The sequence below is a fragment of the Rhodoglobus sp. G.S.23 genome (assembly GCF_056675935.1).
Map to the genome: position 1 here is coordinate 1693349 of NZ_CM155237.1, position 17700 is coordinate 1711048.

The 17700-nt window shown below is 59.9% G+C and carries 16 protein-coding genes; 6 read left to right on the forward strand and 10 right to left on the reverse strand.

Features of this window, described 5'->3' with window-relative positions; translation table 11 throughout:
* Positions 1–19: 19 nt before the first annotated feature.
* Complete coding sequence (locus AC1ENN_RS08125; protein ID WP_480405804.1) at positions 20–1264, reverse strand: deoxyguanosinetriphosphate triphosphohydrolase; 1245 nt, start codon at positions 1262–1264, stop codon at positions 20–22.
* Complete coding sequence (gene dusB, locus AC1ENN_RS08130) at positions 1254–2420, reverse strand: tRNA dihydrouridine synthase DusB (protein ID WP_449646848.1); 1167 nt, start codon at positions 2418–2420, stop codon at positions 1254–1256. Before dusB ends, AC1ENN_RS08125 begins: the two co-directional genes overlap by 11 nt.
* A 57-nt stretch (positions 2421–2477) precedes the next feature.
* Between dusB and AC1ENN_RS08135 the strand changes: the two genes are divergently transcribed.
* The 5 genes from AC1ENN_RS08135 (at position 2478) to AC1ENN_RS08155 (ending at position 8180) form a co-directional block, all read left to right on the forward strand.
* Positions 2478–2981, forward strand: a complete 504-nt coding sequence (locus AC1ENN_RS08135) for an aminoacyl-tRNA deacylase (RefSeq protein WP_480390857.1) — start codon at positions 2478–2480, stop codon at positions 2979–2981.
* Positions 2981–3421 (forward strand): hypothetical protein, encoded by a 441-nt coding sequence (locus AC1ENN_RS08140; protein WP_480405805.1) that lies wholly within the window; start codon positions 2981–2983, stop codon positions 3419–3421. Before AC1ENN_RS08135 ends, AC1ENN_RS08140 begins: the two co-directional genes overlap by 1 nt.
* A 316-nt stretch (positions 3422–3737) precedes the next feature.
* Complete coding sequence (locus tag AC1ENN_RS08145) at positions 3738–5420, forward strand: glycosyltransferase family 2 protein (RefSeq protein ID WP_480405806.1); 1683 nt, start codon at positions 3738–3740, stop codon at positions 5418–5420.
* On the forward strand, positions 5417–6151 hold the full coding sequence (locus tag AC1ENN_RS08150) for an efflux RND transporter periplasmic adaptor subunit (RefSeq protein WP_480390860.1): 735 nt from the start codon (positions 5417–5419) through the stop codon (positions 6149–6151). Before AC1ENN_RS08145 ends, AC1ENN_RS08150 begins: the two co-directional genes overlap by 4 nt.
* A gap of 40 nt (positions 6152–6191) precedes the next feature.
* Positions 6192–8180, forward strand: coding sequence for a glycosyl hydrolase (locus tag AC1ENN_RS08155; RefSeq protein WP_480405807.1), 1989 nt, complete (start codon positions 6192–6194; stop codon positions 8178–8180).
* 124 nt (positions 8181–8304) lie between these two features.
* Here AC1ENN_RS08155 and AC1ENN_RS08160 read toward each other — a convergent pair whose 3' ends face one another.
* From AC1ENN_RS08160 to AC1ENN_RS08180, 5 genes are all read right to left on the reverse strand, one after another.
* Positions 8305–8454 carry a hypothetical protein gene (locus AC1ENN_RS08160; protein WP_449625371.1) on the reverse strand — a complete coding sequence of 50 codons (150 nt, stop codon included), beginning with the start codon at positions 8452–8454 and terminating at the stop codon, positions 8305–8307.
* Between the two features lie 3 nt (positions 8455–8457).
* A complete protein-coding gene (locus AC1ENN_RS08165) occupies positions 8458–9126 on the reverse strand; it encodes a DsbA family oxidoreductase (protein WP_480405808.1) in 669 nt (222 codons plus the stop codon).
* Complete coding sequence (locus AC1ENN_RS08170; protein WP_480405809.1) at positions 9123–9800, reverse strand: hypothetical protein; 678 nt, start codon at positions 9798–9800, stop codon at positions 9123–9125. Before AC1ENN_RS08170 ends, AC1ENN_RS08165 begins: the two co-directional genes overlap by 4 nt.
* A gap of 768 nt (positions 9801–10568) precedes the next feature.
* Complete coding sequence (locus AC1ENN_RS08175) at positions 10569–11954, reverse strand: glycine--tRNA ligase (protein WP_480405810.1); 1386 nt, start codon at positions 11952–11954, stop codon at positions 10569–10571.
* 55 nt (positions 11955–12009) lie between these two features.
* The gene (locus tag AC1ENN_RS08180) at positions 12010–13056 is read right to left on the reverse strand and encodes an aminotransferase class V-fold PLP-dependent enzyme (RefSeq protein ID WP_480405811.1); all 1047 of its coding nucleotides are present in this window, start codon (positions 13054–13056) and stop codon (positions 12010–12012) included.
* An 82-nt stretch (positions 13057–13138) separates the two neighbouring features.
* Here AC1ENN_RS08180 and AC1ENN_RS08185 point away from each other — a divergent pair, with 82 nt between their 5' ends.
* The gene (locus AC1ENN_RS08185) at positions 13139–14101 is read left to right on the forward strand and encodes a LysR family transcriptional regulator (protein WP_449646858.1); all 963 of its coding nucleotides are present in this window, start codon (positions 13139–13141) and stop codon (positions 14099–14101) included.
* Here the strand turns inward: AC1ENN_RS08185 and AC1ENN_RS08190 are convergent.
* From AC1ENN_RS08190 to nadB, 3 genes are read right to left on the reverse strand one after another with little or no spacing between them, the layout of a single operon-like run.
* Positions 14071–15261, reverse strand: coding sequence for a cysteine desulfurase family protein (locus tag AC1ENN_RS08190; protein ID WP_480405812.1), 1191 nt, complete (start codon positions 15259–15261; stop codon positions 14071–14073). The two genes, AC1ENN_RS08185 and AC1ENN_RS08190, sit on opposite strands and share 31 nt — an antisense overlap.
* Positions 15261–16118, reverse strand: a complete 858-nt coding sequence (gene nadC, locus AC1ENN_RS08195) for a carboxylating nicotinate-nucleotide diphosphorylase (RefSeq protein ID WP_480405813.1) — start codon at positions 16116–16118, stop codon at positions 15261–15263. Before nadC ends, AC1ENN_RS08190 begins: the two co-directional genes overlap by 1 nt.
* Positions 16115–17698 carry an L-aspartate oxidase gene (gene nadB / locus AC1ENN_RS08200; protein ID WP_480405814.1) on the reverse strand — a complete coding sequence of 528 codons (1584 nt, stop codon included), beginning with the start codon at positions 17696–17698 and terminating at the stop codon, positions 16115–16117. The genes nadC and nadB overlap by 4 nt, the downstream gene beginning before the upstream one ends.
* Positions 17699–17700 lie beyond the last annotated feature (2 nt).

Consider the following 17700-nt stretch of genomic DNA (forward strand, 5'->3'; position numbering starts at 1 on the left):
GGCTTACCGCGGTGTGACTCTAGCCAACTAGGCGTGTATGCCACGCAATCGCGGACTGATCGGTGAGGCTAGCCACCTGATCTACTACGGCCCGCTTGCGTTGGTGATCGTTCTCAGCGGAATTCCAATCGGCCGTGAACCCGGAATCGAGATTGCGGGGAGCTGTCCACAACAACACATCGGCCAGCTCGGTGAGTACATCGCGCTGTTGCTGGTAGATCGGTCGGCGAGCGTTCGTCGACATCACAAAGGCAGCAACGATCCCCTTGAGCACCGCAATCTCCGCCTGAATCTCTTGGGGAACGATGAGGCTTCCCCCGAATCGTGCCAGAGCGTCTGTGGGATATGCCTCGCGTGTGGCCTGAACGGCAGCACCCGCAAATCGGCCAATGAGCTGACTCGTCAGATTCTTGAGCCGACCATGCGCTGCCCGGCTGCCATCCCACTGATCGATCCACGGATCAAGCAGGTCGAGGCGATCGAACGCCGCGATCAGTTCATCGTGCGTGAACTCGCCACCGATCCACGCAAACATCGACTTCACAAGATCGTCGTGATTTACTCGGGCGCCGAGCGCCGTCACATCCACAAAGTCGCCAACAATGGCATCCTCAAAGTCGTGAACTGAGTAGGCGATGTCGTCCGAGAGATCCATTACTTGGGCTTCGATGCAGCGCTGGCGATCAGGGGCACCAGCTCGCAACCACTCAAACGCGGCAGTGTCATCGTCAAAGAATCCATATTTGCTGCGACCACTCGGGTCAGGGATGCCCTGCGCGCTTGGCCACGGATACTTTGTGCTCGCATCCAAACTCGCGCGGGTGAGATTAAGCCCATAGCTGCGGCCATCGGGACCAAAAACTTTGGGCTCGATGCGAGTCAACAGACGCAGGGTTTGAGCGTTGCCCTCGAAGCCACCAATGTCTTGCGCCCACTCATTCAGGGCTCGCTCACCGTTGTGACCGAAAGGCGGATGCCCGAGGTCATGCGAAAGGCACGCAGTGTCGACAACGTCAGGGTCGAGACCAAGGCTGTCTGCAAGCTCGCGACCCACCTGGGCAACCTCGAGAGAGTGAGTGAGACGGTTGCGGGCAAAATCGGTGCCCATCGTGGGGCTCAAGACTTGAGTCTTTGCGGCTAGGCGGCGCAGTGCACTCGAATGAAGCACTCGCGCACGGTCGCGTGCAAAATCGCTCCGACGACTCGAATGCTGCTCGGGAAACCAACGCTCGGCGTCAGCCTCTGTGTAGCCCTTAGCCGCCACTGGTGCTCAATTCTGCTTGGTTGAGTTCACTACGGTGCGTCTCCTGCAGTTCGCGGCTATCGAGCCAGCCCTGCGGAAGCGATGGCTTTTTCGGGGTTCCCGCACGACCACGTTGGCCCTCAGCGTCAGCACCAGGGTACTGCTGGTTCCAGTCAAGCTGAGCAAGCAATTCGTCTAGCTGAGCCAAGTCGTGCACGGTCGCCATCGCCGCACGCAACTCGCCACCGACCGCATAGCCCTTAAAATACCAAGCGACATGCTTGCGGATGTCGCGGCACGCGCGATCCTCATCGCCGAAGAATTCCACCAGCAGTTCGGCATGACGCTTGAACGCGATGGCAACTTCGCCGAGTGTTGGCTCCGCCTTGAGCGACTCTCCTCGGAACGCCGCAGCGAGGTCACCGAAGAGCCACGGACGACCGAGGCAACCGCGACCAACAACGACTCCGTCGCATCCGGTCTCATCGACCATGCGCAAAGCATCGGCTGCACTCCAAATGTCACCGTTGCCAAGAATCGGTGTATCGGTGATGGTGTTCTTGAGCTTTTCGATCGCTGACCAGTCGGCGGTACCGGAATAGAACTCGGCAGCCGTGCGCGCATGCAAAGCGATGCTGGCGACGCCGGCGCCCGCGCCAACGCGAGCAGCCTCGAGATACGTCAAATGGTCAGAATCGATGCCCTTGCGCATCTTGATCGTCAACGGAACATCGCCGGCAGCTTTCACGGCACCTTCAACGATCTCCCGGAACAAATCGATCTTCCACGGGAGCGCCGCTCCCCCGCCCTTGCGAGTGACCTTGGGAACGGGGCATCCGAAGTTCAAGTCAATGTGGTCTGCACGGTCTTCGGCGACCAACATCGTGACCGCTTCAGACACCGTCTTAGGGTCAACCCCATAGAGCTGGATGCTGCGCGTCGTCTCTGACTCGTGGTGCGTGATGAGTCGCATGCTTTCGGGCGTGCGCTCGACGAGAGCTCGGCTCGTGATCATTTCGCTGACGTACAGGCCAGCGCCGTATTCGCGACAGAGCCGGCGAAAAGCGGTGTTGGTGATGCCGGCCATTGGCGCCAAAACGACCGGAACATCGAGGTCGAGGTTACCGATTGAGAGCTGTGGCGCGACACGCGGGTCGGCAGGGGCAAGAATAGTCACACATCAATTGTCCCATGTCGCGCCTGAACCGGCGGTGCGCATACCGGAAGGCCCCTAATGACGGCAGGAACCGACCGCGTTCGCGACGATGCCGAGCGCCGCGGCATCCCAATCGAGATCGTCGAACGCGCACCAGCCACCTCACTCGAGCACGCCGCCGAGCTGCTCGGCATTACCCCAGCCGAAATCGTCAAGTCGCTCGTCGTCAAGCGCAGTGACGGCAGCTACCTCTTTGCCTTGGTTCCCGGCGACCGCCAGATCTCTTGGCCCAAACTGCGGGCCGTCGTCGGTGTCAATAAGTTGCGGATGCCCGAAGCCTCCCTCGCGCTCGAGGCCACCGGATTTGCGCGCGGCACCATCACACCACTCGGCAGCAGCACCGCCTGGCCCGTGTTCGCCGACGAACGCATCGCCGGCAAACGAGTCTCGATGGGATCAGGAGACCACGGCTACACCGTCTGGGTGGTTGCCGATGATCTCATCAGTGGACTCGACGCCACCCTCGCCGACATCACAACCGAAGCAGGAACCGAAGCAGGAACCGAAGCAGGAACCGAATAATGGCACTCGACAACCACCCCAATGTGTTTCGCTTCGAAGGACGAACGTGGGTAAGCGAAGCTGAAGGTGAACAAGCCCTCGAACAGCTTCGCGCTCAGAGAGCGTGGGACAAAGAGAACGCACGGCTCCAGCGCTGGTGGGTCGCCATCACGATCGGTGCCGCTGTCGGTGTTGCAGCGACGCTGGCACTCGGCATTGCAGCCGAAACCGATCCAACCGGCTACCTACTTCTGCTTCCGCTCGGATTCGGAATCGGCGCCATCCTCGGTGCACTCATCAATAGACGCTTCAATGCCCGGGACGGACATCACCAGTCCCTACCGGAACGCCCAACAACAGTGCCGCTAACGCAGGTTCCCTCACGAGTCGCCAAGGCGGCACCAGAGCACGCGACCGCAGCAGAAATCATCGAATGGTCGGGCCGCGGCTTCGTCGGATAAGCCGCCCATGTTACGAACACGCTAAGAGAAAGTAAACAATTGCCTTTTCTCTTGGCTACCCCCTGTTGAGGGGCAACTCCCTGCCGTACGGTAGGGCCAACAACCCGCCTCACCCGCGAAACCCGCCCCACCCGAGTTATTGAAGCACTGATTTCTCAGGCCTGCGACCTACCCCGTCGCACGGCCTACCTGTATGCACGTCAATGATGCCGCTGTGACAATCCGGTCGCATTCATTACCCTCCGCGCATCCGGCAACGTCATGGTGAGTGTTACTCGTGCTGCGTCGCAGAACACTTCTCCCGAAAGAAGCCAGAATGACGACCCTGCAATCTCGCCTTGAGGCGACTGCGCGAGCAACCGCACGAGCAACCCCAGAAGGTTCACCCGCTCCGCGCATCACCGAACCAGTAAAAGCACAGTCACCATCGCTCGTGATCCTCGTGATGATCGCGACCCTCGGCATCCTTGCCTACGCATCATTCCTGCTTAACCCCGCAAGTCGTGGAGACTGGCTGCCGTACACGCTCGTCATCATTGCCGAAACGATCCTCATCCTCCAGGCACTGCTGTCCATGTGGACAATTCTTTCGGCTTCGCAAGACCCTCGTGGCTTTGCATTTCACGACGCGAAATCCAAGCTGTTTCACGATCGCGACATTCTGCGCGATGGGCTAACAAACTCGCCATCCCTCTGGACCATGTACCTCGATGAGACCGAAGCGACCACCGACGTCTTCATCACCACCTATGGCGAACCCGTTCACGTCATTCGCGAAACCGTGACCGCCGCGCTAGCAATGCGCGGTGCCCACATCACCTGGGTTCTCGACGATGGGCGATCTGACGAAGTTCGCGACCTTGCTGCAGAACTGGGCGCTCGGTACGTGCGCAGACTCAGCTCCGGTGGCGCAAAAGCGGGAAACGTCAACCACGCCCTCAGCTTGGCCAAAGGACGATTCTTCGCGATCTTCGACGCAGACTTCGTGCCATCGCCCGACTTCCTCAACGAAACCATCCCCTTCTTCTCAAGCGACGAAGTCGCGTTCGTGCAAACCCCGCAAACGTACGGAAACTTGCACAACGTCATCTCCCGCGGAGCCGGCTACATGCAGTCGGTGTTCTACCGCTTCATTCAGCCCGGACGAAATCGGTTCAATGCCGCATTCTGCGTTGGCACCAATGTCATTTTCCGCAGGGCAGCCATCGACGACATCGGAGGTATTTACACCGACTCCAAGTCAGAAGATGTGTGGACATCACTCATGCTCCACGAGCGTGGGTGGCACACGATCTTCATCCCGATGACGCTTGCCGTCGGCCATGCTCCCGACACTGTCGAGTCATACACGAAACAACAATTGCGTTGGGCAACAGGCGGCTTCGAAATTCTGCTCAATCACAACCCTTTGAGCCGCAAACGAAAGCTCACCCTCGACCAGCGACTCCAATACTTGGTGACTGCATCCTTCTACCTCACCGGAATCTGTCCCCTTCTACTTATGGTCGTCCCCGCACTCGAAATCTACTTCGATCTCCGACCCATGAATTTGTCGACCACCGTCGTCAGCTGGGTGCTCTTCTACGCCGGGTTCTATCTCATGCAGATTGTGCTCGCGTTCTACACCATGGGCTCGTTTCGTTGGGAGACACTCATGCTCGCAACCGTGTCAGCGCCCATCTACCTCGCGGCACTCATCAACGTCCTCACCGGAAAAGAGCAGTCGTGGAGCGCAACCGGTGACCGTTCGAAAATGTCATCACCGTTCAACTTCATGATTCCCCAAGTGCTGTTCTTCGTCTTCCTGCTCCTGACCTCATTCGTGGCCATCTTCAGAGACATAGACAATGGCGTTCTCACCCTCGCAACCGGGTGGAACGTCACAAACACGATCATCATGGGCAGCTTCGTCGCCGCCGCCATGCGCGAACATGTCTCGCTCAGCCGCACCCATCGGTTGGCTAAACACCTCCTCACCCTGAACGGAACTCCAGCATGACGTGGCGCAGCAACCTCAAACTATTCGCCGGACTCATCGTCGTCTTCGCCCTGGTGTTCGGGTTAACCATTGTCTTCACCCAACGCCAGGCTCAAGCCACCAGCGTCTCCGCATCAATTGCAGCAGAGCGATACCCCGTAGGCATCGACTACGGGGGAACCCTCGTGCGCAGCTTCATCACCGAAGACGACCAAAGAGTGACCGCGGGCGACGTGCTCTTCACCCTCCAGAGCCCCTCGCTTCAAGCCGACCTCGCCGAGGGACTCCTCAAGCCCGAGACCGTCGCTTACACGGTGACCGACGACGGCATGATCACCCTTACAGCTGCTGTTTCTGGAACCGTGCGAGACGTCACCACAAAGCCCGGATCGTTCGTTCAGGCAGGGCAGGTTCTCGCGACAATCGAAAAAGCAGGCTCGCTCTCGGTCGTCGCGCAGTACGAACTCACCGGGCGGGACTACTCCCGCATCGGCGAAAGCGCACCCGTCACGCTCCTACTGCCCAATGGCGCAAGCATCGACGGCTCCGTATCAACCATCGACGTGCAGACCGTAGACGGTCAAGCCGAGACGACCATCCGTGTTGAGAGCGATGCCCTCACCGATGGCGCGTTCAACGGCCTCGTGAAAGCCGGAACGCCCGTCACCGCCACACTGCAATTGAGCGACAACGGCATCCTGGCCGGAGCCTTTGATGGCATGGCCGACTTTCTGAGAAAGATCGGCCTGTAGTCGCGTGGCGAGCGATCAGCGAAAACTAGCTCTGCTGGCAATGATGACAGTCATCATGTCCGTCAGCGGATGCACGAGCGCAACAACCACATCCACCACCCCGGTTAACCCCTCTGACGCTATATTTCCCGACAGTAGTGTCGCTCCGCTCATCGCAGAACTGCCGGCACAAACGGTAACCGCCCTCCCCCACGCACGACTCGCTGACGGCCTCCTCCCGCCCACCAACACATGGTTCGCCGGAATGGTGTTCGGCGCTGAGCCAATGCCCGTCTTTCCCTTGCCGCTGGGATTCCAGATGACGGAAAACGGTTTCGCGATCGGAGTCCCCAACGTCGTCACCAGCAAGAATCTCATCGCCGGAGGGTTCTTTGCCGCGCTAACGGCCGATTTTGGCGCAGACGACTTTGTCATAGCCGACTATGACGAAACATCGGTCACGATTGCGAGCAGCATCAGCGGAAGACACATCGGCACAACAGTGATCGCCGAAGGATCCCCATTCGTGAGCTTCACCGCATCCGAAACAGTAAACGTCACCCTCGGACAACCACTCACAGCCGGCACCAAAGCATGGACCACCACGATCGAAGAGACCCAATACGGGCTCGTCAGCAACGGAAAAATGACCGAGTCGGGATCCGAACTCAGACTCTCCCCCGGCCAAATGGCCACATGGTTCGCCGTAGCCGACGGAGGATCGCTCGACGACTACGTGACAGCCGCGGCATCCCCCATCGTGAGCACGAGCATCCGTTACTCGGTAGCTGACGAAACAACAACCACAAGCATCGCCTACACAACCACCGATGGCGCCGCGACGATAGTGGCCGCCATGCCGCACCAGTATGCCGCGCTCTCAGACGACACAACCTGCGACACCGGCAATTGGAAAAGTGTCTACGGGCAACTAAACGCCTGCACCGTGACCGAGCTCACCTGGTCGGTGCCCACCCAGAAGCCGACCGGATCACTTGACCTATCGACCCTCTCTGAGGAGAACAAGGCTCTGCTCGCGGCACAACTAGAAGTGGATGTCGCCTCCACGCTCGCCGCGCCCGCTGACACCTATTTCGGCGGAAAATGGATGTACCGCCTTGCCAACATGCTCGACATCGCCCATCAAATCGGCGAGGACGATCTCGCCTCAACCATCACAGATCAGCTCGTCCGCGAAATGGATATCTGGACCACCCCCGACGGATGCGTCAATCGCACCCAGCGCTGTTTCGTCTACGACGAAGACGCCCGCGGAATCGTCGGACGTGCCGCTTCCTTCGGATCAGACGAATTCAACGATCACCACTTCCATTACGGCTACTTCCTGTACGTCGCAGGAGTATTGGCCGCCAGCGATCCCGCCCTCGTCGAAAAGTGGGCACCCGTGATCAACTTGCTCGCGGCCGACATCGCCGTCCAAGGCGACAGCAGCTACTTTCCCGAACGTCGAGTCTTCGATGCCTACGCTGGACACTCGTGGGCAAGCGGCACATCGCCCTTTGCCGACGGAAACAATCAAGAATCAAGTTCAGAAGCTGTCAGCGCCTGGAACGGACTAGCGTTGTGGGCCCAAGCAAGCCACCAACCAGAACTTGCAATAGAAGCTCAATGGATGCTTTCAGCAGAAACCGCATCAGCACTGGCCTACTGGACAAACTTTGACACAAGCGCAGAAGTTTACGACGGCTTCGACCACACCATCGCGTCACTCAACTGGGGCGGAAAACGAGACTACGCCACCTGGTTCAGCGCCGAACCGAGCGCCATGCTTGGAATCCTCGTACTACCCATGAGCCCTATCGCCGGATATCTGGGCGATGATCCCGAACGAGTTCGCACAAATCTTGCCGAAGCGGCACCGAACGGATACGACGTGCTGTTCGGCGACTACCTACTGATGTATACGGCGCTTGCCGGCCCAGAAGAGGCGGCGCAGGCACTCCAAGAGTGCGCAAATCTCAACGAGGATCGCATCGACGATGGCAACAGCCGAAGCTATCTGCTCGCGTGGGTAATGAGCCAACTCTAGAAGTTGTCGGCGAGCAATCCTAGGGTGTCTAGGCGAGGCGGCGTGGTAGAACATCCTGACGCGGCGGATTAGTCAGATGCTGTTCGCGACCGCGACGTGAATGTGGGTTCACTTGCGGGAAGCCTTAGACGAGTCCTTCGTCGATCTGACGGTTCACAAATGCCTGAGAACGGTGATCGTCAACGATGCAGGCATCACCTTCGCAGACACCGACATTGGGGTCACCAACCTGCTGTAGGGCGAAGGTCGGGATTGGCTTCGTTGCGGCATCCATTAGTTACGCATCTCTCTCAGTAAGTACCTGTGTGAGAACGTTAGCGAAAGTTTCACTTTCTTGCGCGCCTGAAACCCCATATTTTCCGTCAATTACAAAGAATGGCACGCCTTGGATGCCATATTGCATGGCAAATTCCATGTCAGCTTTCACCGCAGGGAGGTACTCGCTCGCCTCGAGCGCGCTCACGACTTCGTCGCGATCGAAGCCAATAGATGCTGCAATGTCCGCAAGATCAGCGATCCGGCCAACGTGTTCGGTCTTCACAAAGTACGCCTCGAGTAGGCGTTCCTTCATCTCAAGCTGACGGCCGTGAGCCTTGGCGTAGTGAAGAAGTTCGTGGGCTTTCACTGTATTAGTTTGGTGAACGTGCTCGTAGTCATAATCAAGTCCGAGGCTCGTTGCGATGTCGGTGACGCGGGTCAGCATCTCCTCAACCTGGGGCATGGGGAGCCCTTTGCGTTCGCTCAAGAACTGAATCGGCGTGCCTTCGTACTCGACGGGAGTATCAGGTGCCAGCTCGAAGGAGTGGTACTCGATGTCGACAGCAACGCCTGAGCTGTCGACAGCGGCTTCAAAGCGCCGCTTTCCGATGTAGCACCAGGGGCACTGAACATCCGACCAGATGTCGACTTTTACGGGGGCAATCGGGTGTGCAGCAGTTTCATTCACTGTGACTCCAACGTCTGCGCGGCGCGGTTATTCCCGCTTGTGCCCGCCAATCCCCGCGGCTCGCCGCCAACGCCCTTCGGAAACTCAGGAAATATGGCAGAGGCAGACTGCGGAGCCCCGAGAACACGGGGCTCCTCGGGCCCGTCCTGTCGAAAGTCCTGAGTTTCCGAAGGTGCACGGCGCGTGCCGCGTGCGCGGCGGCCTCCTGAAGAGTGCAACGCAAGCGCGACGTCCAACGCTTGCTCGAATAAGCCCCACTGGTAGAACACCATCTGAGCGCTCACGCTCATCGCATGGAACCCAGCGATCGTAATCTCGATTCCCTTGAGGTGGTCTTCCTCAAAAGTGTGCGCGTGAAACTGTCTGCCATTGATCTCGAGACCGATAATTCCGTCAATGACCATGTCAATGCGCTTGCGCCCCACTGGAACCTGAATTTCGACGCTGTGCCCCGCAAGCTGCAATCTCGTACGCGCGAGACTTTCCGGGAGACTCTCGCATCCACCGTCAGCCCACGAACGGAAACGATTTTTGTGGCCGGGGAGGTCGATGATCAGTCGCTCGAGGTCGAATAGGTCGATTCGCCCGCAGTGCAGAGCCCAATCGAGAGCTGCGACCGCCGTCTCATGATCCTCATCGAGGATCACGCGGCGAAGGGCCTCGAACACGCTCACGCACCAAACAGTTCCCCAATCGCTCCTGGTAGGCGGATCCCAATGCAACTGGACCCCACGACGCGTTCCAATCGGTTTCCTTCGATTCCACTGGCTGCGCAGCCGCGCCGCGTTTTGCGGAACAGAAACATGCAACGGATGATCACCTAGAACCCACCCGCCCCAATCTCGAATAGCCGAAATGCCGGTCAGCCTCCCGCCGACCCGAACGGCTCTCACTCTAGGCTCGGAAATATCCAAAGTCGTGTACCAACCTTGCCGCGCTCTCGTTACTACGCCGTCCTTGACGGCGCGCGTCAAGTCACAGTCCCTCGCACCAAGCGCGACCAGCTGGCGCTTCTGGGCTATTCCACCCAGACCGTCCACTAACGCATCTACTTCCACCATGTATGCCAGCATCTTGCGCGCCGGCCGTCATTGGATGGCTGTGTTCACGTTGGTGGAGTCGGTGCACATATCGCCGGTGTGGAGTAGCTGCAACCTTCGGAAACTCAGGAGATTGGCGAAGCCACCACCTCACTGCCAAGTAAGCAGCCGGGCCACGGATCGCGCGACTCAGGTTTTCCTGAATTTCCGAAGGGGACTACGCGGCTGTCGGGACAAAACCGGTGTCGGGACAAAACGCTGTCGGGACAAAACCAGTTTCGGGACAAAACCGGCGGTGAAACCGCGGGATAACCTGCGCCGCGAACACCGCGAATGCCCCGGCGACGGCAAAACAGGTGCGCGTGGCCCCGAGCGGATACCGCCCGGGGCCACGCGAGACTGCTAGCAGCCGATGAGCTCTTGCGCGAGGTAGCCGCGCAACTCTTCGATGGGCATACGCTTCTGTTCCATCGAGTCGCGCTCACGAATTGTCACAGCGTTGTCATCGAGCGAATCGAAGTCGATCGTGACACAGAATGGTGTACCGATTTCGTCTTGGCGGCGGTAACGACGGCCAATTGCGCTGGCGTCATCGAAGTCGACATTCCAGTACTTGCGGAGGTCCGCCGCAATACTGCGAGCCATCGGCGAAAGGCGTTCGTTGCGCGATAGCGGCAGAACGGCAACCTTTACCGGCGAGAGGCGACGGTCAAGACGCAGCACTGTGCGCTTGTCGACACCACCCTTGGCGTTAGGCGCCTCATCTTCGGCGTAGGCATCAATGAGGAAGGCCATGAGAGCACGGGTAAGTCCGAACGCGGGCTCAATGACGTAGGGCGTCCAGCGCTCATCCTTGGCTTGGTCGAAGTACGACAGGTCTGAGCCTGAAGCTTCAGAGTGCGTGCGCAGGTCAAAGTCAGTGCGGTTGGCGATGCCCATGAGTTCGCCCCACTCTCCGCCAGCAAAGCGGAAACGGTACTCGACATCCACTGTTCGCTTGGAGTAGTGCGACAACTTCTCTTGAGCGTGCTCGTAGAAACGCAGGTTCTCGGGCTTGATGCCGAGGTCGGTGTACCACTTCATGGATTCGTCGATCCAAGTCTGGTGCCACTCTTCGTCTGTGCCGGGCTCGACGAAGAATTCCATTTCCATCTGCTCGAACTCACGGGTGCGGAAAATGAAGTTTCCGGGCGTAATTTCGTTACGGAATGACTTGCCAACCTGGCCGATACCGAACGGCGGCTTCATACGAGCCGCGCCCATGACGTTGGCGAAGTTCGTGAAGATGCCCTGAGCGGTTTCGGGGCGCAGGTAGTGCATGCCCTCTTCGTTGTCGACGGGGCCGAGGTAGGTCTTGAGGAGTCCGGAGAAGTTTTGCGGTTCGGTCCATGATCCGGGCTGGCCGGTGTCAGGGTCGCGGATGTCGGCAAGCCCGTTCACGGGAGGGTGGCCGTGCTTCTCTTCGTAGGCTTCAAGAAGGTGGTCGGCGCGGTAACGCTTGTGGGTGTGCAGTGATTCGACAAGCGGGTCAGAGAAGACCTCGACGTGGCCGGATGCTTCCCAAACTTTGCGAGGAAGGATGACAGCGGAGTCGAGCCCGACTACGTCTTCGCGACCTTGAACGAAGGTCTGCCACCACTGCTTTTTGATGTTCTCTTTGAGGGCGGTTCCCAGTGGGCCGTAGTCCCAGGCTGAGCGTGAACCGCCGTAGATCTCTCCCGATTGGAAGACGAAACCTCGGCGCTTGGCGAGGTTGATAACGGCGTCGAGGGGGTTAGGCGTAGCCACAGAAACTCCAATAGTCAGCCGAGCTGGATGCACGGTCGGCGGATGACCAGTTTAGCTAGACGCGCAGCGCGGCGATAACCGCCGCGACGTCGTCTTCGTTATTCCAGAGGTGGAATGCAGCGCGGAGCCGGCCAGCGCGACCGGATGCGGTGATTCCGGCGGCCGTGAGTTTGGCAAGATCTGCGCCCGTCTCATCCGGCCAGGTCACGATCGCTTGGTTCTGGCGTTCGATGCCGAGGGCATCACAGAGTTGGTTGGCTAGGCCGGTGCAGTGCTCCCAGACTTCGCTGATATCGAGGTCGGCGGACATGGCGATGGGATGCTCGGCCCCCACCCATGCTTGCCACGCAGGTGAGACATCGTATTGGCGAGCATCCTTAGCAAGTTTCATGTCGGTGCCATAGACGCTGCCCCAGACATCCGCTCCCGCATACCAGCCCGCTTGCACTGGCGTGACGTGTTCGGCAAAATCCTCGGAGATCGTGAGGAACGCGACGCCGCGGGGCGAACACAGCCACTTGTAGGCGTGGCAGACGGTCGCGTCGAATTGGGTGGCATCCACAGGGTAAACGCCGGCGGCCTGGGTGATGTCGCAGAGAGTGCGTGCTCCGTGGGCGGCTGCCGCTGCGGTGATTGCCGCAACGTCGGCGACTTTACCGTTGCAGGATTGGATGAGCGAGAACGCGACGAGCGCGGTGCTGTCGGTGATGGCATCCGCAAGTTCGGCCAGCGGGACTGCACGCACGACGAGGTCAGGGTGTTGCAGGAATGGGTACACGATGGAGGTGAAGTCGGATTCGACGACAAGCACTTCGGAATCCGCCGGCAGTGAGCACGCAATGAGCGATGCCATAACCGAGGTCTGCGAACCGATCGCGACGCGGGCTGCATTGATTCCGACTAGGCGCGCGTAGTGGCCGCGGGTGCGTTCGACGATATCGCCGTAGTTCATGGGGTTGCAGGTGGCGCTGGCCCACTGCCCCAGCTTTTCGGTCATTTCGGTGACGGCGGCACACGTCGGCAGGCCCATGGTGGCGGCGGAAAGGTAACCGCGAGTATTCGCGAAACTTCCAATCGCGTTCGTGAGCGCTGGGGAGGTCATGCCTCCATGATGGCTCGCATGACATTCATGCGACAAGAGCATGATTGGGATATAAAGAATCACATTTGGTTATGCTTTTACTATGGACACCACGCCTGACCTCCTGACGCTGCGCATCGTTCGCGCCATCTCTGAACACGGCACGATCAGCGAGGCAGCCCGTGCCCTCGGCTACAGCCAACCGGCACTGAGCCAACACCTCACGCGCGCGCAGACTCGTATTGGGCTCGCACTCGTCGTCCGCTCTGGCCGCGGCGTACGCCTCACTGAAGCCGGTCGTGCTCTTGCTAGCCACGCCGTGACCGTACTCAATGCTGTGGATGCCGCGAGCGCCGAACTCTCCGAGTTGGCCGGTTTGTCGAGTGGAACAGTGCGCATCGCGGCTTTCCCGACGGCGTCGTCGACGCTGATTCCGCCCCTGATTCGTCAATTGCGGCAGCAGCATCCGAATTTGACTGTCAATTATGTGGAGGCTGAGCCTCCGCAGGCCTTGCAGCTGCTGCGGGATGGGGCTGCGGATGTGGCGATCACCTTCTCGTATCCGGAAGACCGGGCTGACCCGCATTTGTCGCGAGATGGCGGCCACACGACAGTTCCGCTGTTTACGGAGCCGGTGGTGCTTGTACTGCCCGACACTCATCCCCTAGCGAAGGCGGACAGCGTGAGCCTGGCCGACCTGACCAACGACCCGTGGATCGCGGGGTGCACCCTGTGTCGTGGCCATTTACTTGCCCTCTGTAATCTCGAGGGGTTCGCGCCCGAGATCGGGTTGGAGACGGATAACGCTCTCGCCGTATTGAGCTTTGTCTCGCGCGGCCTTGGGGTTGCGCTTCTCCCTCAGTTGGCATTGTCGTCGCTGACGCTGCCGGAGGGTGTGAGCATCCATGCTCCGCAACCGTCGAGTGAGCGCACCATTCAGTATGTGATTCAGCCAGGGGCGACGAGGATTCCGAGTGTGGCAACTACTGTCTTGACTCTCACTGCGCTTGGCGGAGCGGCCTGGGGCTTGAAGGACTATCCCGAGAGTGAGCGCACCGCGCGGTAGGCGGTTTCTATCTCAGCGGCGACGGCAGCGAGTTGCTCGCCGGTTGTATCCCCGCTGAGGCTGAAGCGCACCGCGGTCTGGGCGATTTCTTCGTCAATGCCCATTGCCGCAAGAACGTGAGAGGCATCATCGCTGCCGACAGCGCACGCTGAGCCTGCAGAGCAGATGATTCCTGCGCGGCCGAGTTCGAGCAGGAGCGATTCTCCGCTCGTGCCGGGGAAGCAGAATGAAGCATTGTTGGGGAGACGCTCGGGCGCGCGCCTTTCCGTCTCGTCGTCATCACTGATTGTCGCAGCCCCGAGCGCGGGCCCGGTGAAGATCGCGTCGGGTACGCGCGTCAACACGTCAGCAACAAAGTCATTTCGCAGTTGCGCGATACGCGCGGCTCGCTCGACCCGGTCGCTTTCGGCGAGCGCCAGCGCATGCGCGAAACCGACGGCGCCGGCGATATTTTCGGTGCCAGAGCGTTTGCCTCGCTCTTGGCCTCCCCCGTGCAGCACAGGCTCAAGACTGCGGCTGCCCTTGATAATCAGCACACCGATTCCTTTTGGCGCCCCTAGCTTGTGTCCAGACAGGCTGAGCGCGACGACGCCAAGCGCTGCAGGGTCAAGAGGGAGCCATCCGGCGGCTTGCACGGCATCCGTATGCATGGGCACCCCGTGGGCGCGGCACAGTTCGGCAATCTCCAGGATGGGCTGAACAACACCGACCTCGTTATTGGCGTACATGATTGTGCACAGAGTCGTGTCTGGGCGCAGTGCTTCGCGAACGTCGGCGAGATCGACACGGCCGTGGCGGTCAACCGGCAACACCGTGACCTCGAATCCGTGGATGCGCTTCAGGTAGTCGACCGATTCGAGCACAGCCTCATGCTCAACGGCACTCGTGACGATATGACGCCCGCGAGGCTCAGCGAGCGCCAACCCTTTGATCGCGAGATTGTCTGACTCCGTGCCGCCTGAAGTGAAGATGACATCGGATGCCCGACACCCGATCGAGGCAGCAACGCTCTTGCGTGCGGCATCCAGGGCACGCTTCGCGGACTCTCCCAGCTCGTGATGACTAGAGGGGTTACCGAAGTCTCCCGTCAGCAGCGGCCACATCGCCTCGAGTACTTCGCGGCGCACCGGTGTGGTTGCTGCTGAGTCGAGAAAAATCATCAGGCTGCTGCGCTCACCGCAATATCGAGACCAAGGTCAAGTGAGCGCACGCTGTGAGTGAGCGCCCCTACCGAGATCACGTCAACACCGGTCGCCGCAATTGCCGCGACGGTATCGAGGTTGACTCCCCCACTCGCCTCGACGGTGGCGCGGCCGGCAACCAGCGCAACACCGGCGCGAAGGTCATCTGTCGTAAAGTTGTCGAGCATGATCGTGTCGACGCGAGCCGAAACAACCGTTTCGACCTGATCGAGACGGTCAACTTCAACCTCAAGGTGCGTCGTGTGTCCGATGCGGGCGCGAGCACGGCGGATAGCTTCACCCAGATCGATACCCTCGGCCGCGAGCACAGCAAGGTGGTTATCTTTCGCCATCACGGCATCCGACAAACTGAAGCGGTGGTTATGTCCGCCACCGCAACGTACAGCGTGACGTTCCAGTGCACGCAGGCCCGGCGTTGTCTTGCGCGTATCGACAATGCGCGCATGAGTACCCGCCACCTGTGCGACGTACGCCGCCGTCTGGGTAGCGATGCCGGACATCCGCTGGCTGAGGTTAAGGGCTATTCGCTCCGCCCGCAACACCGCACGTGCGTTACCCGAGACGGTAGCTAGTTGCTGGCCGGCGGTGAACGTGTCGCCATCGCTGATGTGCAGCGTTACCTCGGCTTGGGCATCCACGAGCAGGAAGGTGCGTGCAAAAACTTCGAGTCCGCTTGCGACACCGGGTTCGCGGGCATTGAGTACGGCGGTTGCGGTGGCCGTTTCGGGCACAAAAACTTCGCTCGTCACGTCACCCCAGGGGGCATCTTCGGCGAGTGCCATCAGGATGACGTTGTCAATAAGTTCGCGATTCATCGCTTGGCCGTCTCTGCTTGGTCTTCTACTGCGATGCGATCTTCGGCGGGGATGAAGTCTCCTGCCACGTTCACTGCGGCCCACCGCGTGGAGAATGCGAGTTCTTCGCGCGTTTCGGGGAAGTCGGTGCGTTCATGAGCGCCGCGAGACTCTTGGCGACGCAGCGCAGCAACAACGACGAGGCGCGCCAGGTCGAGGAGGTTGGCATTTTCGGCACCCTCGACGGTGATCGCTTCGGAGTGCCAGCTCGCGAGGATTGTGGCTGCTTCTTCAAGGCGAGTCGCATCGCGTTCAAGACCGACGTGGGTCCACATGAGTTCTCGCAGTTGGTCGCGAGTGAATGGTTCTTTGCCCGTGATTTCGAACTGTGGCTCGAGAACGTCTACCTCGATCGCTCGCTGAGGCTCGTTGAGAGCATCAGCTGCGCGCCAAGCAAAGACGAGTGACTCGAGCAACGAATTGGAGGCGAGACGGTTGGCGCCGTGCACACCGGTGCAGGATGCTTCGCCAACCGCGTAGAGACCGCGAACGCTCGTGCGGCCGTCGATGTCGGTGCGGATGCCGCCCATCCAGTAGTGCGCCGCTGGCGTGACCGGAATGGGCTCAGTGCCCCAGTCGAAGCCATGCTCGGCACAGACTTCAGTGATTCCGGGGAACCGTTTTGCCAGAAACTCGGTGCCGAGAGCCGTCGCGTCGAGCATGATCGGGCGGCCGTCTTGCTTCTCCATGGCGCGAGCAATCCCGCGGGCGACAACGTCGCGGGGGGCGAGTTCGCCATCGGGGTGCACATCGAACATGAATCGCTTGCCGTGTTCGTCGAGCAGTGTTGCACCTTCACCGCGAACGGCTTCTGAGACGAGCGGATTGCCGGGCACCGCCAGCGAAGTGGGGTGAAATTGGAAAAATTCGACATCGGCGAGAGCTGCACCGGCACGGTAAGCAGCAGCGACACCATCACCGGTCGTCACGAAGGGGTTGGTGGTGTGCTTGTAAAGCTGACCTGCCCCACCGCTAGCAAGAACAACAATGTCGCCATCGATCACTCGCGAGTTTCCATCGGGAGCAATGACATCGATTCCGGTGACTCGGGGCTTGCCGTCAGCATCTGTCTCGGTCACTAGATCGCGCATAAACGTATACGCGTAGGTTTCCACGGCAAGAGTCCGAACGGCGCGCAACAACGCAACTTCGATCGCGAGCCCTGTGGCATCCCCACCCGCGTGGATGACGCGGCGCGAGGAGTGCGCAGCCTCGTGGCCGCGAGCAAGCTCACCATTGGCAATGCGGTCAAACTCAACCCCGAGAGAGATGAGTTCTTGCACGCGCAACGGGCCCTCACTGCACAGAACTTCTACAGCATCCCTCTCGCAGAGGCCGGCGCCTGCCCGCATCGTGTCCGCGACGTGACTGGCAACCGAATCATCGGGGAACAACACTGCAGCAACACCACCCTGGGCGTACTTCGTGTTGCTCTCCGCCATCTCCGCCTTCGTCACGAGAACCACATCGTGGTGCGCGCTCGCCCGGTAGGCGGTGATGAGCCCCGCAATTCCCGTGCCGACAACAATGACCCGTGCCATGG